This is a genomic window from Fictibacillus sp. S7 (genome assembly GCF_004127935.1).
In the GTDB taxonomy this organism is placed as follows: Bacteria; Bacillota; Bacilli; order Bacillales; family Fictibacillaceae; genus Fictibacillus_C; species Fictibacillus_C enclensis.
In genome coordinates this window covers 2,914,639-2,935,484 of record NZ_QJKL01000001.1, presented here as the reverse complement: position 1 = coordinate 2,935,484, position 20,846 = coordinate 2,914,639, and the positions used below count along the sequence as shown (strand labels likewise).

19 protein-coding genes and 1 pseudogene are annotated in these 20,846 nt (G+C 46.3%); 16 read left to right on the top strand and 4 right to left on the bottom strand.

From position 1 onward, the window contains the following. Positions 1 to 63: 63 nt before the first annotated feature. The 5 genes from DMO16_RS15185 (at position 64) to DMO16_RS15165 (ending at position 6,902) form a co-directional block, all read left to right on the top strand. The gene (locus tag DMO16_RS15185; protein WP_129478485.1) at positions 64 to 1,005 is read left to right on the top strand and encodes a helix-turn-helix transcriptional regulator; all 942 of its coding nucleotides are present in this window, start codon (positions 64 to 66) and stop codon (positions 1,003 to 1,005) included. Between the two features lie 181 nt (positions 1,006 to 1,186). Next, positions 1,187 to 2,989, top strand: coding sequence for a PTS mannitol-specific transporter subunit IIBC (locus DMO16_RS15180; protein WP_129478483.1), 1,803 nt, complete (start codon positions 1,187 to 1,189; stop codon positions 2,987 to 2,989). Between the two features lie 206 nt (positions 2,990 to 3,195). After that, positions 3,196 to 5,313 carry a BglG family transcription antiterminator gene (locus DMO16_RS15175; RefSeq protein ID WP_129478481.1) on the top strand — a complete coding sequence of 706 codons (2,118 nt, stop codon included), beginning with the start codon at positions 3,196 to 3,198 and terminating at the stop codon, positions 5,311 to 5,313. 1 nt (position 5,314) lies between these two features. After that, the gene (locus DMO16_RS15170; RefSeq protein ID WP_061975801.1) at positions 5,315 to 5,749 is read left to right on the top strand and encodes a PTS sugar transporter subunit IIA; all 435 of its coding nucleotides are present in this window, start codon (positions 5,315 to 5,317) and stop codon (positions 5,747 to 5,749) included. Position 5,750: 1 nt separating this feature from the next. Further along, positions 5,751 to 6,902: a mannitol-1-phosphate 5-dehydrogenase gene (locus DMO16_RS15165; RefSeq protein WP_129478479.1), complete on the top strand. Its 1,152-nt coding sequence runs from the start codon at positions 5,751 to 5,753 to the stop codon at positions 6,900 to 6,902. A 45-nt stretch (positions 6,903 to 6,947) separates the two neighbouring features. Here DMO16_RS15165 and DMO16_RS15160 read toward each other — a convergent pair whose 3' ends face one another. Continuing rightward, positions 6,948 to 8,021 carry an FUSC family protein gene (locus DMO16_RS15160; RefSeq protein ID WP_164988939.1) on the bottom strand — a complete coding sequence of 358 codons (1,074 nt, stop codon included), beginning with the start codon at positions 8,019 to 8,021 and terminating at the stop codon, positions 6,948 to 6,950. Positions 8,022 to 8,366: 345 nt separating this feature from the next. On the opposite strand from DMO16_RS15160, the gene DMO16_RS24370 reads away from it, so the two are divergent. From DMO16_RS24370 to DMO16_RS15140, 5 genes are all read left to right on the top strand, one after another. Beyond that, positions 8,367 to 8,513 carry a hypothetical protein gene (locus tag DMO16_RS24370; protein ID WP_156412606.1) on the top strand — a complete coding sequence of 49 codons (147 nt, stop codon included), beginning with the start codon at positions 8,367 to 8,369 and terminating at the stop codon, positions 8,511 to 8,513. A gap of 82 nt (positions 8,514 to 8,595) precedes the next feature. Beyond that, positions 8,596 to 9,039: a DMT family transporter gene (locus DMO16_RS15155; protein ID WP_061975806.1), complete on the top strand. Its 444-nt coding sequence runs from the start codon at positions 8,596 to 8,598 to the stop codon at positions 9,037 to 9,039. A gap of 169 nt (positions 9,040 to 9,208) precedes the next feature. Next, positions 9,209 to 10,669: a sodium/proline symporter PutP gene (putP, locus tag DMO16_RS15150; protein ID WP_129478475.1), complete on the top strand. Its 1,461-nt coding sequence runs from the start codon at positions 9,209 to 9,211 to the stop codon at positions 10,667 to 10,669. 339 nt (positions 10,670 to 11,008) lie between these two features. Beyond that, a complete protein-coding gene (locus tag DMO16_RS15145; protein WP_129478473.1) occupies positions 11,009 to 11,449 on the top strand; it encodes a MarR family winged helix-turn-helix transcriptional regulator in 441 nt (146 codons plus the stop codon). A 15-nt stretch (positions 11,450 to 11,464) separates the two neighbouring features. Beyond that, complete coding sequence (locus DMO16_RS15140) at positions 11,465 to 14,617, top strand: MMPL family transporter (protein ID WP_129478471.1); 3,153 nt, start codon at positions 11,465 to 11,467, stop codon at positions 14,615 to 14,617. 91 nt (positions 14,618 to 14,708) lie between these two features. Here the strand turns inward: DMO16_RS15140 and DMO16_RS15135 are convergent, their stop codons facing one another. Both DMO16_RS15135 and DMO16_RS15130 read right to left on the bottom strand, forming a co-directional pair. Continuing rightward, positions 14,709 to 15,020: a YjcZ family sporulation protein gene (locus DMO16_RS15135; RefSeq protein WP_129478469.1), complete on the bottom strand. Its 312-nt coding sequence runs from the start codon at positions 15,018 to 15,020 to the stop codon at positions 14,709 to 14,711. A 162-nt stretch (positions 15,021 to 15,182) separates the two neighbouring features. Continuing rightward, positions 15,183 to 15,518: pseudogene (locus tag DMO16_RS15130) on the bottom strand (Mpo1-like protein); the annotation flags it as partial. A 168-nt stretch (positions 15,519 to 15,686) separates the two neighbouring features. On the opposite strand from DMO16_RS15130, the gene DMO16_RS15125 reads away from it, so the two are divergent. The 6 genes from DMO16_RS15125 to DMO16_RS15100 all read left to right on the top strand — a co-directional run bounded on the left by DMO16_RS15125 (position 15,687) and on the right by DMO16_RS15100 (position 20,457). Next, on the top strand, positions 15,687 to 15,977 hold the full coding sequence (locus tag DMO16_RS15125; RefSeq protein ID WP_129478465.1) for a hypothetical protein: 291 nt from the start codon (positions 15,687 to 15,689) through the stop codon (positions 15,975 to 15,977). Positions 15,978 to 16,046: 69 nt separating this feature from the next. Next, positions 16,047 to 16,586, top strand: coding sequence for a general stress protein (locus DMO16_RS15120; RefSeq protein ID WP_061975820.1), 540 nt, complete (start codon positions 16,047 to 16,049; stop codon positions 16,584 to 16,586). 160 nt (positions 16,587 to 16,746) lie between these two features. Continuing rightward, positions 16,747 to 17,616, top strand: a complete 870-nt coding sequence (locus tag DMO16_RS15115; protein WP_164988938.1) for a GNAT family N-acetyltransferase — start codon at positions 16,747 to 16,749, stop codon at positions 17,614 to 17,616. A 94-nt stretch (positions 17,617 to 17,710) separates the two neighbouring features. Continuing rightward, the gene (locus DMO16_RS15110) at positions 17,711 to 18,331 is read left to right on the top strand and encodes a TetR/AcrR family transcriptional regulator (protein ID WP_129478461.1); all 621 of its coding nucleotides are present in this window, start codon (positions 17,711 to 17,713) and stop codon (positions 18,329 to 18,331) included. Between the two features lie 241 nt (positions 18,332 to 18,572). Beyond that, positions 18,573 to 19,118 (top strand): RNA polymerase sigma factor SigX, encoded by a 546-nt coding sequence (locus DMO16_RS15105; RefSeq protein ID WP_061975825.1) that lies wholly within the window; start codon positions 18,573 to 18,575, stop codon positions 19,116 to 19,118. After that, positions 19,105 to 20,457, top strand: coding sequence for a hypothetical protein (locus tag DMO16_RS15100; RefSeq protein WP_129478459.1), 1,353 nt, complete (start codon positions 19,105 to 19,107; stop codon positions 20,455 to 20,457). Before DMO16_RS15105 ends, DMO16_RS15100 begins: the two co-directional genes overlap by 14 nt. A 198-nt stretch (positions 20,458 to 20,655) precedes the next feature. Here the strand turns inward: DMO16_RS15100 and DMO16_RS15095 are convergent. Next, on the bottom strand, positions 20,656 to 20,846 hold a 191-nt coding region (locus DMO16_RS15095; protein ID WP_164989018.1), incomplete at its 5' end, for an EamA family transporter.

The following is a 20,846-nucleotide window of genomic DNA, read 5'->3' as shown; positions in this document are numbered from 1 at the left end:
TCTTTTACACTTTAAGTGTATAAAAATAAGGTGACAGATCGTGGCACCTATAAGGTGAGGAAAATGAAAAAAGCAGAACGGATCAATCAGATGCTGCGTTATATCAACAAAAAACAGCGATTCACGTTAAATGACTTGATAAACGAATTCGATATTTCAAAGAGGACGGCGCTCCGTGACATTGAAGCGCTGGAGGAGATGGGTGTTCCGCTTTATGCGGAATATGGACGTTATGGAGGCTATCGCTTGGTGCGAACGATGAATTTGCCTCCGATTACATTCACCAGCCATGAAGTTTTTGCGCTTTATTTTGCGATGCAGGCGATCAAAAGTCTTGCCCGCTCTCCGTTTCGGGTCACTTTTCAATCGATCTCTGAAAAATTCTTGGAAAGTATCTCTCCAAAACAGAGGGAACAAATTGACAACATGCAGAACCGACTCTCGTTTTTTCATGGGAATCAGACGCACGAAGGGCATTACTTGGAAGAGATCCTGATGGCAGCGATAGAACAAAAGGTCATTCGAATCGAATATGCTGGGGCAAAGGGACCAACAAGCCGTTCCATCCAGCCCATTGCACTTTATGCGAGGAAAGGGTATTGGTATTGCCAGGCGTATGATGTGGAGAAAACCGCATACCGGGTGTTTCGGTGTGACCGTGTCATCTCTCTAAAAGATGCAAATGTTGAACATGGATTGGATTTAAAAGAGATAACCATTCACAATGCTCATCGCCTATGGAAGCCGACCGATCAAGCCATATCCTTCAGCTGCCGAATCACCTCCGAAGGTGCGGAGAAATTTAAGCAGGAGAATTTCCCTTCCATGAAAATCACGGAAAGGGAGGAAGAGCTTTATCTTACCGGAACCTATGAACCTGCAGAGATTGATTTTATTGTTTCCTATCTTGCTGGATTCGGCAGAAGTCTTTCTGCCATTGAGCCGTCAAGTTTGAAAGAAGAACTAAGACGGTACTATACAGAACTCATCCGTTCTTTGTTCTAAAGGGTTTTAATGTTTAGTATTGTTGCCACAGATCAGGGGAATTAAAGAAATGACAACAAGTATCGTGACAAAACCCCGTTTTCTTTCCGTTGTAGAAAGACTGTAACCGCTTTACAATTAATACATAAGTCCTATTTACTAATTAATTTTAAAGCGATACATGAAGGGAGTTTTGATAGATATGGCTAATCCTGAAGTGAAAAAGTCAGGCGCTAAAGTGAAAATTCAGCGCTTTGGCAGCCATTTGAGCGGTATGATTATGCCGAACATCGGGGCGTTTATCGCCTGGGGTATTATCACCGCATTATTTATTCCAACCGGATGGATTCCGAATGAAGACTTGGCGAAGCTGGTCCCACCGATGATCACCTACTTGCTTCCGCTACTGATTGGATTTTCCGGCGGACGCATCGTCTACGATTTGCGCGGTGGTGTGGTCGGTGCAACGGCAACCATGGGGGTTATCGTTGGTGCTGACATTCCGATGCTTTTAGGTGCCATGATTATGGGTCCTCTTGGCGGATGGGCGATCAAGAAATTCGACAAGATGATCGATGGAAAAGTCCGATCCGGTTTTGAAATGCTTGTCAATAACTTTTCTGCCGGTATCATTGCCGGTATTCTTACCCTCGTTGCCTATAAAGGCATCGGGCCGGTCGTATTAACACTGAACAAAACATTGGCAGCAGGTGTCCAGGCGATCGTTGACGCTCACCTATTGCCACTGGCCAGTATCTTTATTGAACCAGCAAAGGTATTGTTCCTGAACAACGCGATCAACCACGGTATTTTGAGCCCGCTCGGTATTGAACAGGCGGCCAAAGCCGGCAAATCCATCCTCTTCTTGCTGGAGTCCAACCCTGGACCTGGGTTTGGTGTGCTTCTTGCCTACATTCTTTTTGGAAGAGGAATGGCGAAACAATCTGCACCGGGAGCAGCAATCATTCACTTCCTGGGCGGAATTCATGAGATTTACTTCCCGTACATTTTAATGAAGCCAATGCTCCTTTTATCCGTTATTGCCGGTGGTGCATCCGGTGTATTCACATTCTTGCTCTTTGATGCAGGTCTTGTGGCTGCTCCATCACCAGGAAGCATTTTCGCACTGATTGCCATGACACCAAGAGGACATTATCTTGGCGTACTCGCAGGGGTGCTTGTAGCAACAGCAGTATCCTTCTTGATCTCGTCTGTTATATTGAAATCTTCCAAGAAAACAGATGACGATGATGACGAATTGACAAAAGCAGCAGAAAAAACATCTGCGCTAAAAGGTAAAGAAAGCCGTGCTTCTTCTCTAATCAACAAACCTGAAGCGAAAAAAGAAGAGCCAGTAGCTGCGAAAACACGCAGTGATGTAAACAAAATTATTTTTGCATGTGATGCAGGAATGGGCTCCAGTGCGATGGGTGCTTCCATTCTGAAAAATAAAGTTCAAAAAGCAGGACTGGATATCGCGATATCCAATACGTCCATCAACAACCTTCCGTCCGATGCGGATATCGTCATCACACACAAGGATTTGACCGACCGTGCGAAGGCGAAGCTGCCGGGTGCAGAGCACATTTCAGTGGAGAATTTCCTGAACAGCCCGAAATATGACGAGCTGATGAATGAGCTGAAAGAGGGACAGGGTGCTGCTCCGGCTGAAGCTGTGTCAGAGCCCGCAGCAGAGCAAGCAGAAGATAATGAGTACACCGATGTTTCCAAGATTATTTTCGCATGTGATGCAGGAATGGGCTCAAGTGCGATGGGTGCCTCTATCCTGAAAAACAAGGTGAAGAAAGCCGGACTCGATGTTGCCGTGTCCAACACATCCATTTCCAACCTGCCTGACGATGCCGATGTGGTCATCACGCATAAAGATTTGACCGATCGTGCTAAGACTAAGCTTCCGGGTGCGAAACACATCTCAGTGGAAAACTTCTTGAACTCACCCAAATATGATGAGCTGATGAGCAAATTGGAATCAGCCAAAAAATAAGCGAAGGAAAGCCGGACACTGTGTCCGGCTTTTGCGCTTCGTATTTAAATGTTGGCAACAACCCGAATGACGAAAATGCTTTTTCATTTTGTTGTTTCAAGGGTTTTTAAAGATTTATTATAAATTATAGGGTATACAATTTAAAAGTTGTCATCAATCTAAGAAAAGATTCACCAAACCTGCACCTGCTTATGGGAGTGAGGAACATGTATATATCGGCAAGAGAACGGCTGATATTCGAGATCTTGTTATCCAAAAAGGAAGAGATGACAGTCAAAGATCTTGCGGATGCCATTGATGTCAGTACCCGCACCATTCACCGCGATTTAAAAGAATTGGAAAATACGCTGAAAAGCTATAATTTAGAGCTCGTTAAAAAGTCAGGGGTCGGCATCCAGATTGTCGGATCCGAGGAAAACATGGAAGAGCTGAGGATGGCGCTCTTTCAACTGTCGTATAACGAATACACGCCGGATGAACGGCAGATGATTATCGTTTGCACACTGCTCGAAGCGAAGGAACCGGTGAAGCTTGTTTCCCTGGCCCACGACCTCAACGTCACCATTGCCACCATCAGCAATGACCTGACGAAACTCGAAGGGCGGCTGAATGAGTTTCACCTGACCCTTGTGAGAAAACGAGGCTATGGGGTGGAAATCACCGGAGACGAGAGCGCCAAACGGAGAGCGATGAGCCAAATCATCGCGCAGAACCTGAACGAAACTGACTTTTTGTCACTTGTTAAGGAAAATATCCAGAAGCGTTCCCTGCAAACGGCCGATTCGATTTCTGAACGGCTGCTTGGCCTGGTGGAAAAGAACCGGCTCATTATGGTAGAGCACGCCATCGAGGAAGTGAACGAAGAGCTTCCTTATCCAATTGCCGACAGCGCCTATATCGGACTTGTCGTTCATTTATCTCTGGCGATTGAGCGGATTCTTCAGGGTGAAAACATCAACATGGATGATGCGTTTCTGGAACGACTGAAGCTTGAGCCAGAGTATAAAGCAGCAGAGAAGATCATCAACAAGCTGAAGAGGGTATTCAACACCGACATCCCTGAAGCGGAAATCGGCTACATTACGATGCATCTTCAGGGGGCCAAGCTCCGGCGGGACAAAGAATACCTGCTGGAGGAGTCCAGTTTTCAAACCGCGGTAAAAGCCAAGAGCCTGATTACCTTTATCGCTGACAAAACGGGTACCGACCTGCTGCAGAACACATCGCTTTTTCAGGGGCTGGTTACCCACTTAAAACCTGCCCTCTACCGCATTAAGCAACAAATGGGCATATCCAACCCGCTTCTGCCGAAGATTAAGACCGATTATAAAGATCTCTTTGACTTAGTGAGGGAAGCGGTATCCGTTATCTTTCCAGATCTGGACGTTCCGGATGAGGAAATCGCCTATCTGGTCATGCACTTTGGATCGGCACTGATGAACGGCCGCGAGTCCAATGATCTGAAGGCACTCGTCATTTGTTCCACCGGGATTGGAACATCCAAAATGCTGGCTACCGTGCTCAAGCGGGAAATTCCGGAGATCAGCGAACTGAAAAACGCCTCGCTCTTTGAATTGAACAATATGGATACCACTTCATATGATCTTGTCATCTCAACAGTTAACCTGCCGGATTATCATCTGCCGCATATTGTCGTCAGCCCAATTCCCGATCAGGAAGAGCTAAAGAAGGTCAGACAATGGGTTGCCGAAACAAAGAGCAGGCAGCAAACAACAGAACGTGTTCCGTCAGAAACTGTAAGACAGGAGCGGGATCCCCTGCAGGTACTGGCCGAAATGGAAAACATCAAGCATTATACGGATGCTGTTACCGATGTACTTCGCGGGTTTCAACTCTTTCTTTCGGGAAGCGGGCAAGATGTGGAAGACGTGTTGAGAGAGGCATGCGAAACATTAAAGGCTCTAGAGGTTTTACAGGATAGCGAAGGTGTCCTTGATGCATTGATCGAGCGTGAAAGGTTAGGCGGATTGGGGATCCCGAATACGTCACTGGCACTTTTTCATGCGCGAAGCCCGCACATCGCAAAACCCTCCTTCACGATTTTTGAGCTGAAATCTGAAGTGACGGTTACGGCCATGGATCAATCGGCCATTGAAATTAACCGCATTTTACTGCTGCTTGCTCCAGAGGCGTTTACCAGTCAGGGGTTGGAGGTACTGAGTACTATCAGCTCTCTTATTATTGAAGATCAGGAGAGCATCACGCGGTTTGAAACAAAGGAAGAACAACACATATTGTCTTATCTTACAGAAAAGCTTCATCAGTTTTATGACGAAAAACTACAGGAAATAAGGAGAGGTTAACATGTCAACGATTCTAAACGATCAAAACATAGTACTGAAAGCAGAAGTGAACAACAAGGAAGAGGCCATCCGCCTGACCGGAAAATTGCTTGTGGAAAACGGCTATGTTGAACCGGACTATATTGAGAAAATGCTTGAGCGAGAGGAATTAACTTCTACGTACATGGGGAACTATGTAGCCATTCCTCATGGAACAGAGGATGCCAAAAAATCAGTAAAGGAATCAGGAATTGTAATCATCCAAGTGCCTGGCGGTGTGGAATTTGCACCAGGGAGCGATGTTAAGCTCTTGATTGGTATTGCCGGAAAAGGCGATGAGCACCTTGAGCTTCTTTCCAAAATTGCGATTGTATGTTCCGCGGAAGAAAACGTCATGGGTATTGTGAATGCTTCTTCCAAGGAAGAAATCATGTCATTCTTTGAGGATGTTGAGTAACATGCTGGCAGTACATTTCGGAGCAGGCAACATCGGCAGAGGATTTATTGGCAATTTATTGTACCAGTCAGGCTATGAAACAGTGTTCGTGGACGTAAATGACGAACTTGTCTCACTTTTAAATGAAAGAAAGCAATATACCGTTGTTCTGGCAGATCAAAGCCAGCAAGAGCAAATCATCAAAAACGTTAGTGCGATAAACAGCAGTACTGATGCTGAAACAGCAGTGGATATGGTCGCAAAGGCTGATCTGGTAACAGCTGCTGTCGGGCCAAACATTCTGCCTTTTATCGCCGGAACCATCGCAGAAGGATTGCGAAAGCGGGCAGCGGCAAGTGACGCACCGCTGAACATCATCGCCTGTGAAAACATGATCGGCGGAAGCACCCTTCTAAAGGAAAAGGTGTTTGAAAAATTGAATGAAGATGAAAAACAACAGTTTAAATCCCGGTTTGGATTTCCGGATGCAGCGGTCGACCGCATCGTGCCAAACCAATCCAACGAAGACAAACTAATGGTCAAGGTGGAGCCTTTCTATGAATGGGCTGTGGATCAAACCAAAATTGTGGGAACCAAACCGGATGTGGAGGGCATTACGTATGTAGATGACCTGAAGCCGTATATTGAACGTAAATTGTTCACCGTAAATACCGGGCATGCGGCAGCTGCCTATCTCGGTTATCATGCGGGTGTGCCAACGATTGATGGAGCCATGAACAACCCGGCAATCAAAGAAGTGATCGAGGGTGCAGTGAAGGAAACCGGAGACATGCTCATCAGCAAATACGGCTTTGAGCGTGCAGCGCATGAAGCGTATGCTGCCAAGATTGTAAACCGGTTCACGAACCCGTATATTTCGGATGAGGTGACCCGTGTGGGCCGCTCTCCGATCCGTAAACTTGGACCGAAAGACCGCCTCGTCAGCCCTGCGAAGCAGTATCATGAATTGACCGGCGACATTCCAGCTTCTTTAACCAAAGTCATTGCAGCCGCTCTGCTGTATGACTACAAAGAAGATCCCGAGGCAGTAACCGTTCAGGAGACGATTGCTTCCAAAGGACTGGAGCAGGCAATCGAGCTGTTTACAGAAATTCCAGCAGCGTCTGAGCTGTCCAAGGCGATCATCAGCCACTATGAGAATATGAAAAAATAAAAAAAAGCAGGAAGGCTTGGGAATAGCCTTCCTGCTTTTTTTTTGTTAGAAAACCCGGCCGGTGCTGATGACGGTCTGGCCGCCTGTCTCTTTCAAGATGCGGTTCAAGTCAGTGAGGATCGCCCCCACATCCCGCAAAATGGTCAGTGATTCATACCGTTTCAGAATCACTAGGCAACGGGATTGAGTTTCTTGTGCCTCTTTTAAGCTTGAGATCAGAATCAACAAATTATCAGCCGATGGATTAATGACCGTTTCTCCATAATGAGTAACACAAATCGCTGTTTGTTCAATTGCCCGGTTTAGTTCTTTAATCTCCTCAGAGTCGGTGCTTGTATCAATAATCGATGATAAGTCCCGGATGCCGCGCGCAATGCCCCGGATTTGCAGGGTAATGTGATTAAGATGCTTCATGCCCGTTTCGAGATGGGTGAGCCGGATTCTTCGTTTCGTGAAAAACGGGGTGAAACGAAGATTTTCACGCGCGAGAATGACGGCTTCGATTCCTTTCTCGTTCCGTTCTGTGAGTTCCTTGACTTCCTGCTGAATCTCCCGGCGGTGAGCCGGATCCCTGTCCCACAGCACGACCAGATCCTTTAATGTCCTGGAAGCCTGATTGGATAGTTTAAGAAGAAGCTCTTCTGCTGCCGGAATGGCATTCGGAGGAACAAGCAGCGCATTGGTCAGAACGGCGATCGCGGAACCAATGAACGTTTCAATGATTCGGCTGAACGCATAACCCTTTCCAAAAGCGAGAACCAGGATCGAGCTGACGCACACCTGTGACGTTACACCGGCAGGCATCTTAAAGGCGGTCGTTACGGCCATGCCTATCAAGACAACAAGCATGATGGAGCCAGCATTTACTTGAAGAAAATACCCGATCAGCATGCTGATAATCACGCCACCTATGACGCCGCACACCCTGTAAAACCCTTTTTGAAGAGAGCCGGCGATGGTGACCTGCATGGTCAGAACAGCGGCCAGCGGGGCGAAAAAGGGGTAGTCATTTTGAGAGAGATGGGAAGATACGGTCCAGGAAAGCGCGGCTGCGATGGCTGTTTTTAACACTTGAAGAGTAATCCCAAGTCGAAGTAAGACTTCCAATCCTTTTTTCAATGGCGTTTTCCTTTCTATAGAAAGTTTCTATTATTGGTCTTTTTCCACAAGGAAAGAGGATGAAACCTGCTTGAGCGATCTTTTCTATACTCAGTATTTCCTTATATGCAGGTATTTTAACAGATTTCAGGTGACTAGGAGGAGATGTAGTTTGGGCGCAGGTTTTGTCTTGGGAATGTTTCGTTTCTCACCGCAAAAGGGTAAGTATAATTACCCCCCTTTGATTTTGCTTCTAAAAGCAGGGAAACAAAAATACAATGGTTGAAAGATTAAATTGTATTTACCGAAAAATTTTGACTATTTAGGCAGCAAGCGTTATAATAAGCCAAAAGGAAGTGAGAATAAATGAATATGCTAAAAAAGATTGTTATTCGAGGGATCGGATCTAATCTTCTTGTGCTGTTTGCCATTTTGCTTCTTCCGGCGTTCCTGTTGACGGACAATGTCAACGTCTTTCAAGAGCTGGTTGATTATATTTTCAAGCCTGATTAATCGATAAACACCACGTTATGTGTGGTGTTTTTTATGTGGGGAAAAGATTAGGCAGCATGATAAAAGTGAGGAGAGAACATCCATGGGGAAAATCATAATGCTCGTGATTGTTTTGCTTGCCGGCATGGGACAAGGCATGCAGGCAGCTGTAAATGGAACGCTCGGAAAAAGGATCGGCTCCATTGAAGGGGCATTTGTTTCCTTTTTTACAGGAACGGTCATGCTTTTGGTGATTATGCTGATCTGGGGAAACGGAAGCTTGAGCACTGTCTGGCAGGTGCCGAAATGGAACCTGATCGGTGGCATACTGGGAGCCATCTATGTGTTTATCGTCATTCTTGCCGTACCGAAAATTGGAGTGACGAGCGCCATTACCGCTGTTATTATCGGCCAGCTCATGATGAGTGTAATCATTGACCACAACGGCTGGTTTGGCAATGAAGCGATTCATTTTACATATAAAAAGATGATTGGATTGGTATTGTTATTGGCCGGTTTGTACTTTGTTTTTTCGGACAAGCATTGAGCATGTTTTTTGGTGAATTTCAAGCATTGTTTAAACGAAAGGCCTGTGATAATTTAAAAAAGAGCTGTGTTTCAGAGCCAGTTGGTGGCGGCTGCTGAAGGACAGGGGAAATCCGCCTGTGTGTGAAAGCGTTATCAGATGAAGGCGGACAGAAAGAGGGGGAGAGACAATGGAATACGGAGTAATGATCTCCATCGCCATTTATATGGTGGGGATGCTTTTGATCGGTTATTTTGCCTATCGCCGGACGGCCAATTTATCGGATTATATGCTGGGCGGCAGGGATCTGGGGCCGGCAGTTACAGCACTCAGTGCCGGAGCATCGGATATGAGTGGCTGGCTGTTGATGGGTCTTCCCGGGGCGATGTATGTTTCGGGATTAAGCGCAGGCTGGATTGTGGTCGGATTAACATTAGGGGCTTATTTGAACTGGCTGTTTGTTGCTCCGCGGCTGCGTACCTATACAGAAATTGCGAACAATTCCATTACCATTCCGGATTATTTTGAAAACCGGTTTAAGGATACTTCACGGATTTTGCGCATAACATCGGCAATTGTTATTTTAATCTTTTTTACATTTTATGCGTCATCCGGCATGGTAGCAGGGGGCGAACTTTTTAAATCAGCGTTCGATCTCGATTATTCAGTTGGCATCTGGCTGACTGGCAGTGTGGTGGTGTTGTATACGTTGTTCGGTGGCTTTCTCGCGGTCAGCTGGACTGATTTTGTGCAAGGCACCATTATGTTTGTTGCGTTGATCCTAGTGCCGGTCGTCACTATTTTCAACCTTGGCGGAACAGGGACTACCTTTTCTGAGATTCACTCCATTAATCCTGAATTGCTTGATGCCTTCAAAGGAACAAGCATTATTGGCATTATTTCTCTATTAGCCTGGGGGCTCGGATATTTCGGGCAGCCGCATATTATCGTCCGGTTTATGGCCATTAACTCTGTAAAACAAATGAAAAGTGCCCGAAGAATCGGCATGGGCTGGATGATCTTTTCCATTGTAGGCGCCATGTTTACCGGGCTTGTGGGAATAGCATATTTCCACCTGAACGGCGGAAAGCTTGAGAAGCCGGAAACGGTGTTCATCGTATTGTCCGATGTATTATTTCATCCATTAATCACCGGGTTTCTGCTGGCAGCCATTTTGGCCGCGGTCATGAGTACGATTTCTTCTCAGCTGCTCGTGACATCCAGCGCGGTAACCGAGGATTTTTATAAAGCTTTTTTCAGAAGATCCGCTTCGGACAAAGAGCTGGTCCTGGTTGGCCGATTGGCGGTTCTGGGTATATCTCTGATCGCGCTTCTTCTGGCGTTTCATCCGAACAAAACGATTCTCAATCTTGTGGGTTATGCGTGGGCCGGTTTTGGAGCGGCCTTCGGACCCGTTGTTCTTCTTAGCCTGTACTGGAAACGCATGACGAAATGGGGAGCGTTCTTCGGAATGATTTCCGGTACACTTACCGTGATTATTTGGGAACAAGTCAAAGCGCTTGAAGCTGTATATGAAATTATTCCCGGGTTCATTGTCTGTGGAATTGTCATTATCGCCGTCAGCCTTCTGACAGCAAAGCCATCAGCTGAGGTAGAAAAAGAATTTAAAGAAGCACAACAGATTGCATAATAAGCGATAAGGACCGTCCTTTTTACAAGGGCGGTTTTTTTCTGCTTACTAAAGGTCATTGTTGCTGTAAGAACATTGCTGTTAAAGAATCTTCATTGATTTGTTGATTGAAGTGTAAGGTGCGAGACTCCAGCAGGGAAAGCGGGACAGGTGAGACCAAGGAAGGCGCTTGCGCCGACGGGCTCACCGCACGCCCTGCGGAAAGCGAGCATCTGAAACGGAAATCAACTCCCAAGAGCAACAGCGTTACTCCTGTCACCAAATTGTCATCTTGTTCTTGTGTTGAACAGTTCAACTCTTGAACTAGTTATGGTCTAATAGAAAACAGAGGTGAATAGAATGGATGTTGGAAAATGGAAAAGCATTTTCGGTCGGTATGAAGCGGCTTCTTTCACGGTGAACAAGCGGTTTGGCTCGATGATCAAGGAACAGCTTCAGGATGTATTGACCGTTGAGCAGCAAATGACACTGAGCTATATCAAACGGTTTGGTTCTTGTACTACTACAGAGCTGGCAGAAGCCTTTTGTGTGCAAAAAAGTGCCATTACCGCCATTGTCACGAGGCTGGCGGAAAAAGGATACATTCACCGGCTCAGAGATGAAAAGGACCGGAGAATCGTTTATCTAAAATTGACAGAGGAAGGGTCTGATGTTTTTCAGTGGGGAGAAGAAAAAGTGTTTGAAGTGGTGTCTCCTTATTTAAAAACGTTCAGTGATGAAGAGATAGAAACCTTCTTAACGCTTTATGAAAAGCTGGCATCTCAGGTGAATGAAGAATAAGAGAGGGGAAACAGAATGAAAGCTGTGCTAAAAGCAAAGTGGGTTATTGCCGTTGTCTGGATTGCTCTGGTCGCGGCTCTGGTGCTGCTGGCGCCCAATATGGCGGAGCTGGTTCGTGAAAAAGGGCAGATCAACGTGCCGGACGGGTATTCTTCCAGCTTTGCACAGAAGCTTCTTGATGATGTAGACAAGAAAGAGAAATCAGCGGATGAATCACAGGTTGCGCTTGTGTTTCACAAAAATGAGAAGCTGAGCAATGGTGACCTCAAAGAAATAAAAACCGCAACGCATCAATTGAAACAAGATAAAGAAAATGCGGGGATTACGGAGGTTCTCACCCATTTTGATAATAAGGAGCTGAAGGATCAGCTGGCGTCCAAGGATGGGAAAACCGTTCTTTCCCTTGTGACGGTCAATACCGCGAACAAGGAAGCAGCTGAGATTTCCGACTCCCTCTATAGCGAGTTAAAGGATGTTAATGTTCCTCACTACTTTACGAGCAGCTGGATGATCGATGAGGATGTGGTGGCAAGTTCACAGGAAGGATTAAAGAAAACGGAATACATAACCGTCGTCTTCATTCTCGCCGTCCTGTTTGTTGTTTTCCGTTCTTTTGTGGCACCGCTCATTCCGCTCGTGACCGTCGGAATCTCGTATATTGCGGCGCAGTCGATTGTAGCCTTTTTGGTGGACCGCTGGAATTTCCCGCTGTCCACATTCACGCAAATTTTCCTGGTGGCGGTTCTTTTCGGAATCGGGACCGATTATTGCATCCTTCTGCTCAGCCGGTTTAAGGAAGAGATGGGCAGGCATGAAAGCTTGCCTGATGCGATTCTGGCTACGTATAAAACGGCAGGCAGAACCGTGTTTTTCAGCGGCCTTGCCGTGATGATCGGATTTGCAGCGATTGGTTTTTCCACTTTTAAACTCTATCAATCTGCTTCAGCTGTAGCGATCGGGGTAGCTGTGCTGCTGCTTGCTCTATTAACACTGGTGCCGTTTTTTATGATGGTTCTCGGCAGCAAGCTGTTCTGGCCATCGAAAGCGGCAATGGAGCACAAGCAAAGCAAAATTTGGGGAGCGGCCGGTTCATTTTCATTTAAGCGACCACTCGCAACCCTCATTATTGTTGCTGCGATCGTCACTCCTTTTCTGGCAACCTATGACGGCGATCTATCATTTAATTCGTTGGATGAAATCGGGGATAAGTATAATTCCGTTAAAGCTTTTAATGTGATTTCAGAAAGCTTTGGCCCGGGAGAGTCTCTTCCTGCCAAAATTGTACTGAAAAACGACGAACCGCTGGATAGCTCGGAGTACATGGCAACGATTGAAAATATCAGCCGGGAAGTCGAGCAGGTGAACGGTGTTGACCAGGTGCGGAGCGCCACCCGTCCGGTAGGTGAGCAATTAAAAGAATTGCAGGTTACCAAACAGGCAGAGTCACTGGATGACGGACTATCCAAAGGGAATGACGGATTGAAGAAAATCAGCGGCGGCCTTTCTAAAGCAAGCTCACAGCTTAGTGATTCCCAGCCGAAAATGAAACAAACGACTGATGGAATTGGTGAACTAGTAAATGGCACCAATAAACTGAAGTCAGGAATCGGCGACTTATCCGGTGCGCTTTCCCAAATTGAAAAAGGGATGCGTGACGGTTCCCAAGGTGCAGGAGATTTGAAGGCCGGCGTAGAGAAGGCGAAATCGAGTGCGGATCTGCTGGCCAACAGCAGTCAACAGCTTCTTTCCGGCTATCAGGCGATGGAGAACGGACTCGGAAAGCTGCAAGGCGGTTATGCACAAGTGGGGCAGCAGCTGAAGACCACAGCAAACGGTCTTTCCCAGTTGCAAGGCAGTTTTGCTCATCTTGAATCCAAATACGGCAGTGAAGATCCAAACCAGGATATTAACAGAGACCCGCAATATCAGGCCATTAAAGGCACCTTCACCCAACTGCAGGGCGGACTCGGCAAGATGGCCGGCGGGCTCGAGCAGCTGAACGGAAACCTGAATACCGTTAAGACCAATATGAGTAAAGCAAACGATGGTCTCGGCAAGGTGGTTTCTGGTCAAAAGCAACTGGCTGACGGTCTTGGTTCGATTTCGGCAGGCCTTGGCGAACTTGAATCAGGAATCAATAAAGCAGCGGACGGCCAGCAGCAGGTAATTGCAAAACTGCCTGAAGTACAGGGCGGACTTGCGAAGATTGCCGGTGGGCAGGAACAGCTGAAAAGCGGCCTCGGGCAAATGGATTCCCAGCTGGCAGAGCTGTCTGACGGGCTAAATTCCAGCGCCAAAGGCATAAAGAAGGTATCTGGAGGAATCGACTCGGCCAATGATTATCTTCAGTCCCTGTCTTCCGCAAAAGATCCCGAGATGGCAGGCTGGTTCTTGCCTGAGGATGTTTTAAAAGAAAAAGAGTTTCAGCAGGTGTTTGACGAGTACATGCCGGGTGACCGGAAATTGACCACACTGGACGTGATTTTTAAGGAAAATCCTTATTCCCAGGATGCGCTGGGCCAGGTGGATGAAATCAAGAAAGCCGTAAAGCGGGCCAGTACCGCCACCAACCTTGAAAATGCGAAGCTTGGGATCAGCGGCGTCACAAGTATCTATTCGGATCTGAACGATATATCTGCATCCGACTATTCCAGAACCGTCGTATTGATGCTTGTGGGAATCGCGATCATCCTCATCATTATGCTGCGTTCCTTTATCATGCCGCTGTACATTATCGCTTCATTGATTCTGACGTACTACACAGCCATGGCGTTTACCGAATCGATTTTTGTGAACATGCTCGGGTATTCCGGCATTAACTGGGCAGTGCCGTTTTTTGCCTTTGTCATACTGGTGGCTCTTGGCGTAGACTACAGCATCTTCCTGATGGACCGGTTCAACGAATACAAATCGCTTTCTGTTAAAGAAGCCATGCTGCTATCCATGAAGAATATGGGGACGGTAATCATTTCGGCGGTGGTCATACTGGGAGGAACATTTGCCGCGATGTTACCTTCAGGTGTTCTCTCCCTTCTCCAGATTGCAACCATTATTTTAAGCGGGCTGCTGCTTTATGCGTTTGTTATTTTGCCGTTGTTTGTGCCCGTGATGGTCAAAACCTTCGGAAAAGCAAACTGGTGGCCTTTTATGGAAACGAAAAAAGAATAGTGTCATTCAAGCAGTGTGCCGGGAGCACACTGCTTTTTTTGCAGGTAAACAAAAAAAGAGACAAGATATAAAATCTTGTCTCCAGGGATGATTAGCAGCCGCCTTTTCCGCAACCGCTGAGGAAGCCGCCGCCATCATGGCCGCCCCCGCACCACGAACAGCCGATGATAATCAACAGAATGAACAGAACGACGATGATCGCAAAGCCGCGGCCATAACCACAGCCGCCCCAGCCCGGATATCCATATCCATAGCCAAATCCGCCTGCGCCGCCGAATCCTACGCCGCCAACCCCAGCGCCTCCAAATCCACCAGCGAATCCCGGGCCGTAGCCATAGCCGCCGCCAAATCCGCCGCCATAGCCGTAGCCAAATCCTTGACGCTTATTTCTGTAACCAGACAATGTGTAGATCTCCTTTCATCCAGCATTTTTATTAAAAGTTACTTGCCATATAGAATATGAAAATTGGCTGGAAGGGTTTGGACATCTACTGGGACAATGGTGGAATTTGCCGGGTTTTAAGACGGCGAAATTTAGCGAATTTCCCCGGAAATACAAGGATCTTTTTTTCAATTCATGCTCCATTCTTCCGGTGAGCGTAAAGAAAAACATTTTAAAATCAGCGCGCAAAGACCAGAAAGGATGGCCAAAAGTGGCAGGTTTGTTTCCTTCGATAAAAAAGTGGCTGTACCAGGCCAGACTATACGCTGTAATTGGTGCAGCCAGCAAGAACCAGGCGTTTAACGTGGCGCCGAGTGCGAGAAAAATAAAGACAAGGGATGTACCTGTAAAATGCCAGGCCCTTGTGCTTTTCTTGGAGTGTTGTGATAAATAAAAAACCCAAAATTCATCAAAGGTCTTTTTTTCCGGTTTCTCTGCCTGGTGATCAACATGATGCATAGCAGTGTTCCTCCTTCAAAGCTTGTGTATATTAATTTCGATACCTATCACTTTTTTCCTTTAAAAGGAAGAAGTTGTCCTCTTGACCATGCAAAAAAAGATTAGCTTTTTGACATAAGGGTAAATTAACGGAGACAAGTGTTACAGGAAAAAAAGGAAGGTGCCAATATGCTAAAACCACAAACAAAAGAACGCGTAGATGTGCTGTATTCTCTTTTGGGGCAACAGCTTCAAAATGAAGACTTTAATGAAGACCGACTACAGAAAATCACTGAGATCAGCCAGCTTCTAAAAGAAGATGTGGAAGTAGGAGAACAGACGACAGAAGTCTTTGACGATATTGTTTCCGTGGGCCAGGACGCCATGGAAACCAAGCAGGATAAAAAAGAATTTCTTGCATCCAAATCCAGAGAGCTGAACGAGTATTATGAGCACCTGAAGAAGTTGATCGAAGAATAAATAGTTTTAAATTAAACGTTCCGGGGAACAGACACAAGTGAAAAGAGTCTAAACTTGGAGGGATTGCAAATGGATGAGAAAAAAGTAGTTGGCGTTTTTTCAACGGAAGAAGAAGCGGTGTCGGCGATTAATTCTTTGAGAGAACGAGGTTATGAGGAAGATGACATCTCTGTAATCGCCCGGGATAAAGAGGAACGGCGCCATATTGAAGACGAAACGGGAACCAAAGCCGGAGAGGGCGCTGCTGCAGGTGCGGCGACAGGCGGTGTCCTTGGAGGTGTGAGCGGTCTTTTGGCCGGACTAGGAGCCCTAGCGATCCCCGGAATCGGACCGATTGTAGCTGCTGGTCCAATCGCAGCTACTTTGGGCGGAGCGGCGATTGGAGCTGGAGCTGGCGGCCTGGTCGGTGCATTGGTCGGTATGGGTATTCCTGAAGATGAAGCTGAGGAATACAACAATTATGTGGAAAGCGGAAATATTCTTGTTCTTGTGGACGGAGATAAGGAACGCCGGGAATACGTTTACGACACGTTCCGAACCAACAACACACTGAACTCCCGTTATTACGACAGAGATCTGCCTGGAGAAGACAGCGGCAAAATCTATTAATAAGCGAAAACCATTGAAGAAAGCTAAAGCAGCGTAAACCGGTTGCTTTAGCTTTTTTTATATTGCGCCTTTTGTCGATGAAATGTTGTTGATTAGAAGGGTGAGTTGGTGTAAAAATAAAATAAAACGACTAGTCATTTTATTGGAGGAGATTGGATTGTTGACATTCAAAAGGTTCAGCATGTTAAGTATTGAAGAAGCGGTTCATCTGTTCAATGAGGGGTTTAGGTATTATTTTACCAATATTCATCTTACGGTGGATGCTCTGATTAAAAAGATGGCCAATGAAGAGATATCACCGGAACGCTCCCTGGTTGCCTATGACCAGGACCAACCGGTAGGGTTTGTCCTGAATGGTTTCAGAACGATCAATGGCCAGAAGGTTTCCTGGAATGGAGGCACGGGCGTGATTCCGGACTACAGAGGAAAAGGAATCGGCAAAGAACTGATGAACGCCTGCATGGATCTATATAAGCAGGAAGGAGTCGGCTGTCTCATGCTTGAGGCGATTTCCGAAAATACAAAGGCCATTAAGCTTTATGAGAAGATAGGATATAAAAAAACGGATGACCTGATTTTCTATGTTTCTAACGAAAGTCTTTCCAGGGATGCTTTCTCCTACAGCGGAAGCTATGATGTGGTTCGTGCTCTTCCGCAGGAGATAGTGGCTCTCGATTTTTATGAGCATTTTTCGCCATGGCAGACACAAGCACAAGGTCTGGCAGGCGCAGAGGCAGTGGTAGTCAAATCGGGTGAAGAATCCGTGGGGTATGCGCTGTACCGAAGCGTGAGAAACAGTGAGGGCAAGATTGAGAGTATCGTCCTATATCAGTGCGAAGGAAAACCGGAATTTAATGAGAAGGAAGATGTGATCCTGTGTTTGCTGCATTCTGTGTTTCAACCTGCCCTTACGGATTGCAAGCGCACGACCTTCAATTTTCCGAAAAGCAACGATCTTGCATGCCGGGCGTTTCAGAATGAAGGGTTCAACACGACCATTCAACAGGTGCATATGTCAAAAACAATTTAACACCCCGGATTTTCAGAAATTAAAAGGGTTTTGGAGGTTCACACAGAAAAAGGTGTGCATACAACCATGAGATCAGTACATTGGAGGAAAAAGCATGCCAAAGGTTTCAGAACAGTATAAAGAGGAAAAGAAAAACTTAATTTTGCAGGGAGCACTCCGCTGTTTTGGTGAAAAAGGATATGAGGCGACCACGATCGACGATATTGTGAAAGTGTCCAATTTAAGCAAAGGAGCCATCTATAACTACTTTACCAGCAAGGAAGAAATCTATTTGCAGCTTCTTCAGGGAGAAACAAGGGACTTTTTCCTGGAGGTTCAAAGCGAGTACCATACCTTAAAGACGGCCACTGAAAAATTGAGGTTTTTGTTTCAGCGGTTTCAGAAACAGCAGCTCACGGATGAACGGCGAAAATCCTTCAGGCTCTACACCGAGTTTTGGCTGTACAGTGCCCGTCAGGAGGATTTAAAGAAGTTGATGGAAGAACGGTATCAGGAATTCACTGATTTTATCCAGGAAATTATAAAAGAGGGACAGGAGTCAGGCGAATTCAAACCCATGGATGCTGAATTCATTGCCCAAATTTTTTGGGCCATCCGTGACGGCAATGCGCTTCATTCTTCACTGCTTGGTGAAGAAGAAAAATATAAAAAAACATGGGAAATGATTGAGGAGTTTTTTATCAGGGGCATTTCTTCATCAACCAGTCGGGAGTAAACCATGTCTCCCGATTTTTTTGTGCCATAAAAGCGAATAATTTCCCGGGTTATAAATGATTGTGTCGAAATGATCCACGTTATCCTCATTACAAACGGTTGTCTGTCAAATAAGCTCGTATTTTATCAACTGGTTACACATTGCCATTTACAGGAAATGGGGTAAACTTAAATTTGGGTTTTTTTGCAACCTTTTGATCAGGTGTATCGACTAATGAGTAGTTAGACAGGGGGGCAACGCAGTGAATGACTCGTTTGACCGGTTGTATGGTGACTATCATCAATCTCTGTTTCAGTTTATTTTTTATATGGTCAGGGACAGGGAGGCAGCGGAAGATATTGTTCAGGAAGTTTATATCAAGGTGTTAAAAGCATACCAAACGTTTCAGGGAAAAAGCTCGGAAAAAACGTGGCTGTACTCGATTGCCAGGCATGTCACGATTGACTGGATTCGCAAGCAAAACCGGCGGAAGAAAAAGCTTCTTTTTTTCAACCTGTCACAGAAGGAAAATCAGCTTGCGGACCTTCAGCCACTTCCGGATGAGTTCGTCACACAAAAAGAGTCGGTCAAAGAACTGTACCGCGCATTAGGCAGCTGTACGATCCAGCAGCAGCAGGTACTGGTTCTGCGTTATATCCAGTCGCTTTCAATAACAGAAACAGCCGCAATTCTCGGCTGGACGGAGAGCAAGGTAAAAACTACACAGCATCGGGGCCTTAAGAAACTTAAAGGGCTGCTCGACCAGAGGCCTGGTTTGGAGGAGGAATGGAAAGATGGAATCGTCTAAATGGACAGAAGAAGAGATTCAAAAACAACTGGAGAAAATGCCATCTGTTAAAGATAAACGTTCAAAAGAATTCATCTTTCATGAAATCGAAGGAAAGCTGACCGCATCGTCTGTACATAAAACAACAGTCAAAAAAACGTGGATGATGCCAGGGCTGGCCATGGTTTGTTTGCTGGCGGTTGTCTTTCTTCTCATGCCGTTGCCTTTTTTCAAAAAAGAAGCTTCGGCACCAAGCCCGCCGGAACGTACGCTGCCAGGCAGAAACCAGGTAAAACCGAATGTAGTAGCGAGGGATCCGGAGCCGCCTGCAGAAAGAGTGGATCCAAGCGAACATGAAAATAATGCTCCCATAAAGGAGAAAGAAAAGGACCGGCCGGAACCGAAAATTGAAAAACCGCAGGATGAGAATCAAGGTAGTACTGCCCCATCAACGCAAAAAGAGCTGCCGGCGGATAAAAAAGCCAATGGAGATCAGGAAGCACCTCCTGTAACGGTCGAGGCATCAAGTGATGAAAACTATCACTCTCCTCTCATGAAGGATGAACTGAATCAGCAGCTAAAAGAAGGAAAATCCCTGGTGACCGTTGCCTATCGCGATGATCAGGCGGAGCTTGTGGTCCCACTCTCCTTTCTTGTAAAGGGGGGAGGAACGTATGCTGATAAAGTGGAGGATGTGCTAGGTTCTTTCCATCCGGAAAAGGTCGGCCTTCAGCCAACACTGCTGAACCAGGCAAAGCTGTCGGAAAAAGAAGGAGCAGTTGTTGTTAATCTTCCAGCAGGCTCTGTCTCTTCTTCTGAAGAAGCACTGCTTCCGAAAGTACTGGGCTACACGTTTGGTTATAGTGAAGGCTATTCCAAGGTGAAGTTTGAAACGGATGGAAAACCAGGTTATGAGTTTTCCAATCTGGGTTCAAAGGAAGAATTGGATGTGGACGGAGTAAGGGGAGGTCCCGCTTTTTCTTATACGACCTCAACGGGCGATGAATTTTTGGTAGACAGCAATGCGACCACCTTCGCAAAACCGGCCGAAAACCTGGAGAAAGCCATGGATCAGATGAAAGAAGGCTATAAAGACAAAAAGCTAGTGCCGGCTGTGCCGGAGGATACAACCCTCCATGCTGACCGTTCGGGAACGAAGGCAACGGTTACTGTAGAAGGAAAGGGCAAAGCGGACGATGAAGAAACTCGCAAAATGTTGGATGCCGCCCTTGTGACGGTAAAAAATTACGGAAGCGATACGGTAGCCATTGACGATGGAGCCGGTACCGAAAAACAGGCAGAGGAACAGCAGACAGAACAGGTGGGTGCCGTCAATTTTATGGTAACGAAAGAACAGTAGTAGTAAGCAACCAGGTGTATGCCACCTGGTTGTTTTTTGTTTGTACCTTGTATTTTCCATTGGGAATACTCGGCATTTTTTATTCAGAGCCCGGAAGCGGGAATAGGTGGTCCGAAAATCAGCATTAAAACCGATACCGGTGATATCGATCTGAACTAAATATAAAACGAAAACTGCCTGGATTCCAGGCAGTTTTTTTTACAAGGCCTTATTGATGCTGATGGGTTTTGCGGGAAGTCCTGTTCCTTTCTGGCGGGACAGTCCGAGGTAAATACCTGCCACAATGAGCAAAAGGGCGAGCGCATGATACAAGTGGATCTTTTCATTCAGAAAAAGGGCGGCGAAGAACAAGGAGCTGATCGGCATGACATTCAAAAATAAGGTGGTTT

Excerpts from the sequence above, each read along its gene's own strand:
- DMO16_RS15185 (WP_129478485.1), top strand. The coding sequence starts at position 64 with ATGAAAAAAGCAGAACGGATCAATCAGATGCTGCGTTATATCAACAAA.
- DMO16_RS15155 (WP_061975806.1), top strand. The coding sequence starts at position 8,596 with ATGGGGAAAATCATAATGCTCGTGATTGTTTTGCTTGCCGGCATGGGA.
- DMO16_RS15170 (WP_061975801.1), top strand. The coding sequence starts at position 5,315 with ATGTCAACGATTCTAAACGATCAAAACATAGTACTGAAAGCAGAAGTG.
- DMO16_RS15140 (WP_129478471.1), top strand. The coding sequence starts at position 11,465 with ATGAAAGCTGTGCTAAAAGCAAAGTGGGTTATTGCCGTTGTCTGGATT.
- DMO16_RS24370 (WP_156412606.1), top strand. The coding sequence starts at position 8,367 with ATGAATATGCTAAAAAAGATTGTTATTCGAGGGATCGGATCTAATCTT.
- DMO16_RS15175 (WP_129478481.1), top strand. The coding sequence starts at position 3,196 with ATGTATATATCGGCAAGAGAACGGCTGATATTCGAGATCTTGTTATCC.
- putP (WP_129478475.1), top strand. The coding sequence starts at position 9,209 with ATGGAATACGGAGTAATGATCTCCATCGCCATTTATATGGTGGGGATG.
- DMO16_RS15125 (WP_129478465.1), top strand. The coding sequence starts at position 15,687 with ATGCTAAAACCACAAACAAAAGAACGCGTAGATGTGCTGTATTCTCTT.
- DMO16_RS15110 (WP_129478461.1), top strand. The coding sequence starts at position 17,711 with ATGCCAAAGGTTTCAGAACAGTATAAAGAGGAAAAGAAAAACTTAATT.
- DMO16_RS15100 (WP_129478459.1), top strand. The coding sequence starts at position 19,105 with ATGGAATCGTCTAAATGGACAGAAGAAGAGATTCAAAAACAACTGGAG.
- DMO16_RS15120 (WP_061975820.1), top strand. The coding sequence starts at position 16,047 with ATGGATGAGAAAAAAGTAGTTGGCGTTTTTTCAACGGAAGAAGAAGCG.
- DMO16_RS15165 (WP_129478479.1), top strand. The coding sequence starts at position 5,751 with ATGCTGGCAGTACATTTCGGAGCAGGCAACATCGGCAGAGGATTTATT.
- DMO16_RS15145 (WP_129478473.1), top strand. The coding sequence starts at position 11,009 with ATGGATGTTGGAAAATGGAAAAGCATTTTCGGTCGGTATGAAGCGGCT.
- DMO16_RS15180 (WP_129478483.1), top strand. The coding sequence starts at position 1,187 with ATGGCTAATCCTGAAGTGAAAAAGTCAGGCGCTAAAGTGAAAATTCAG.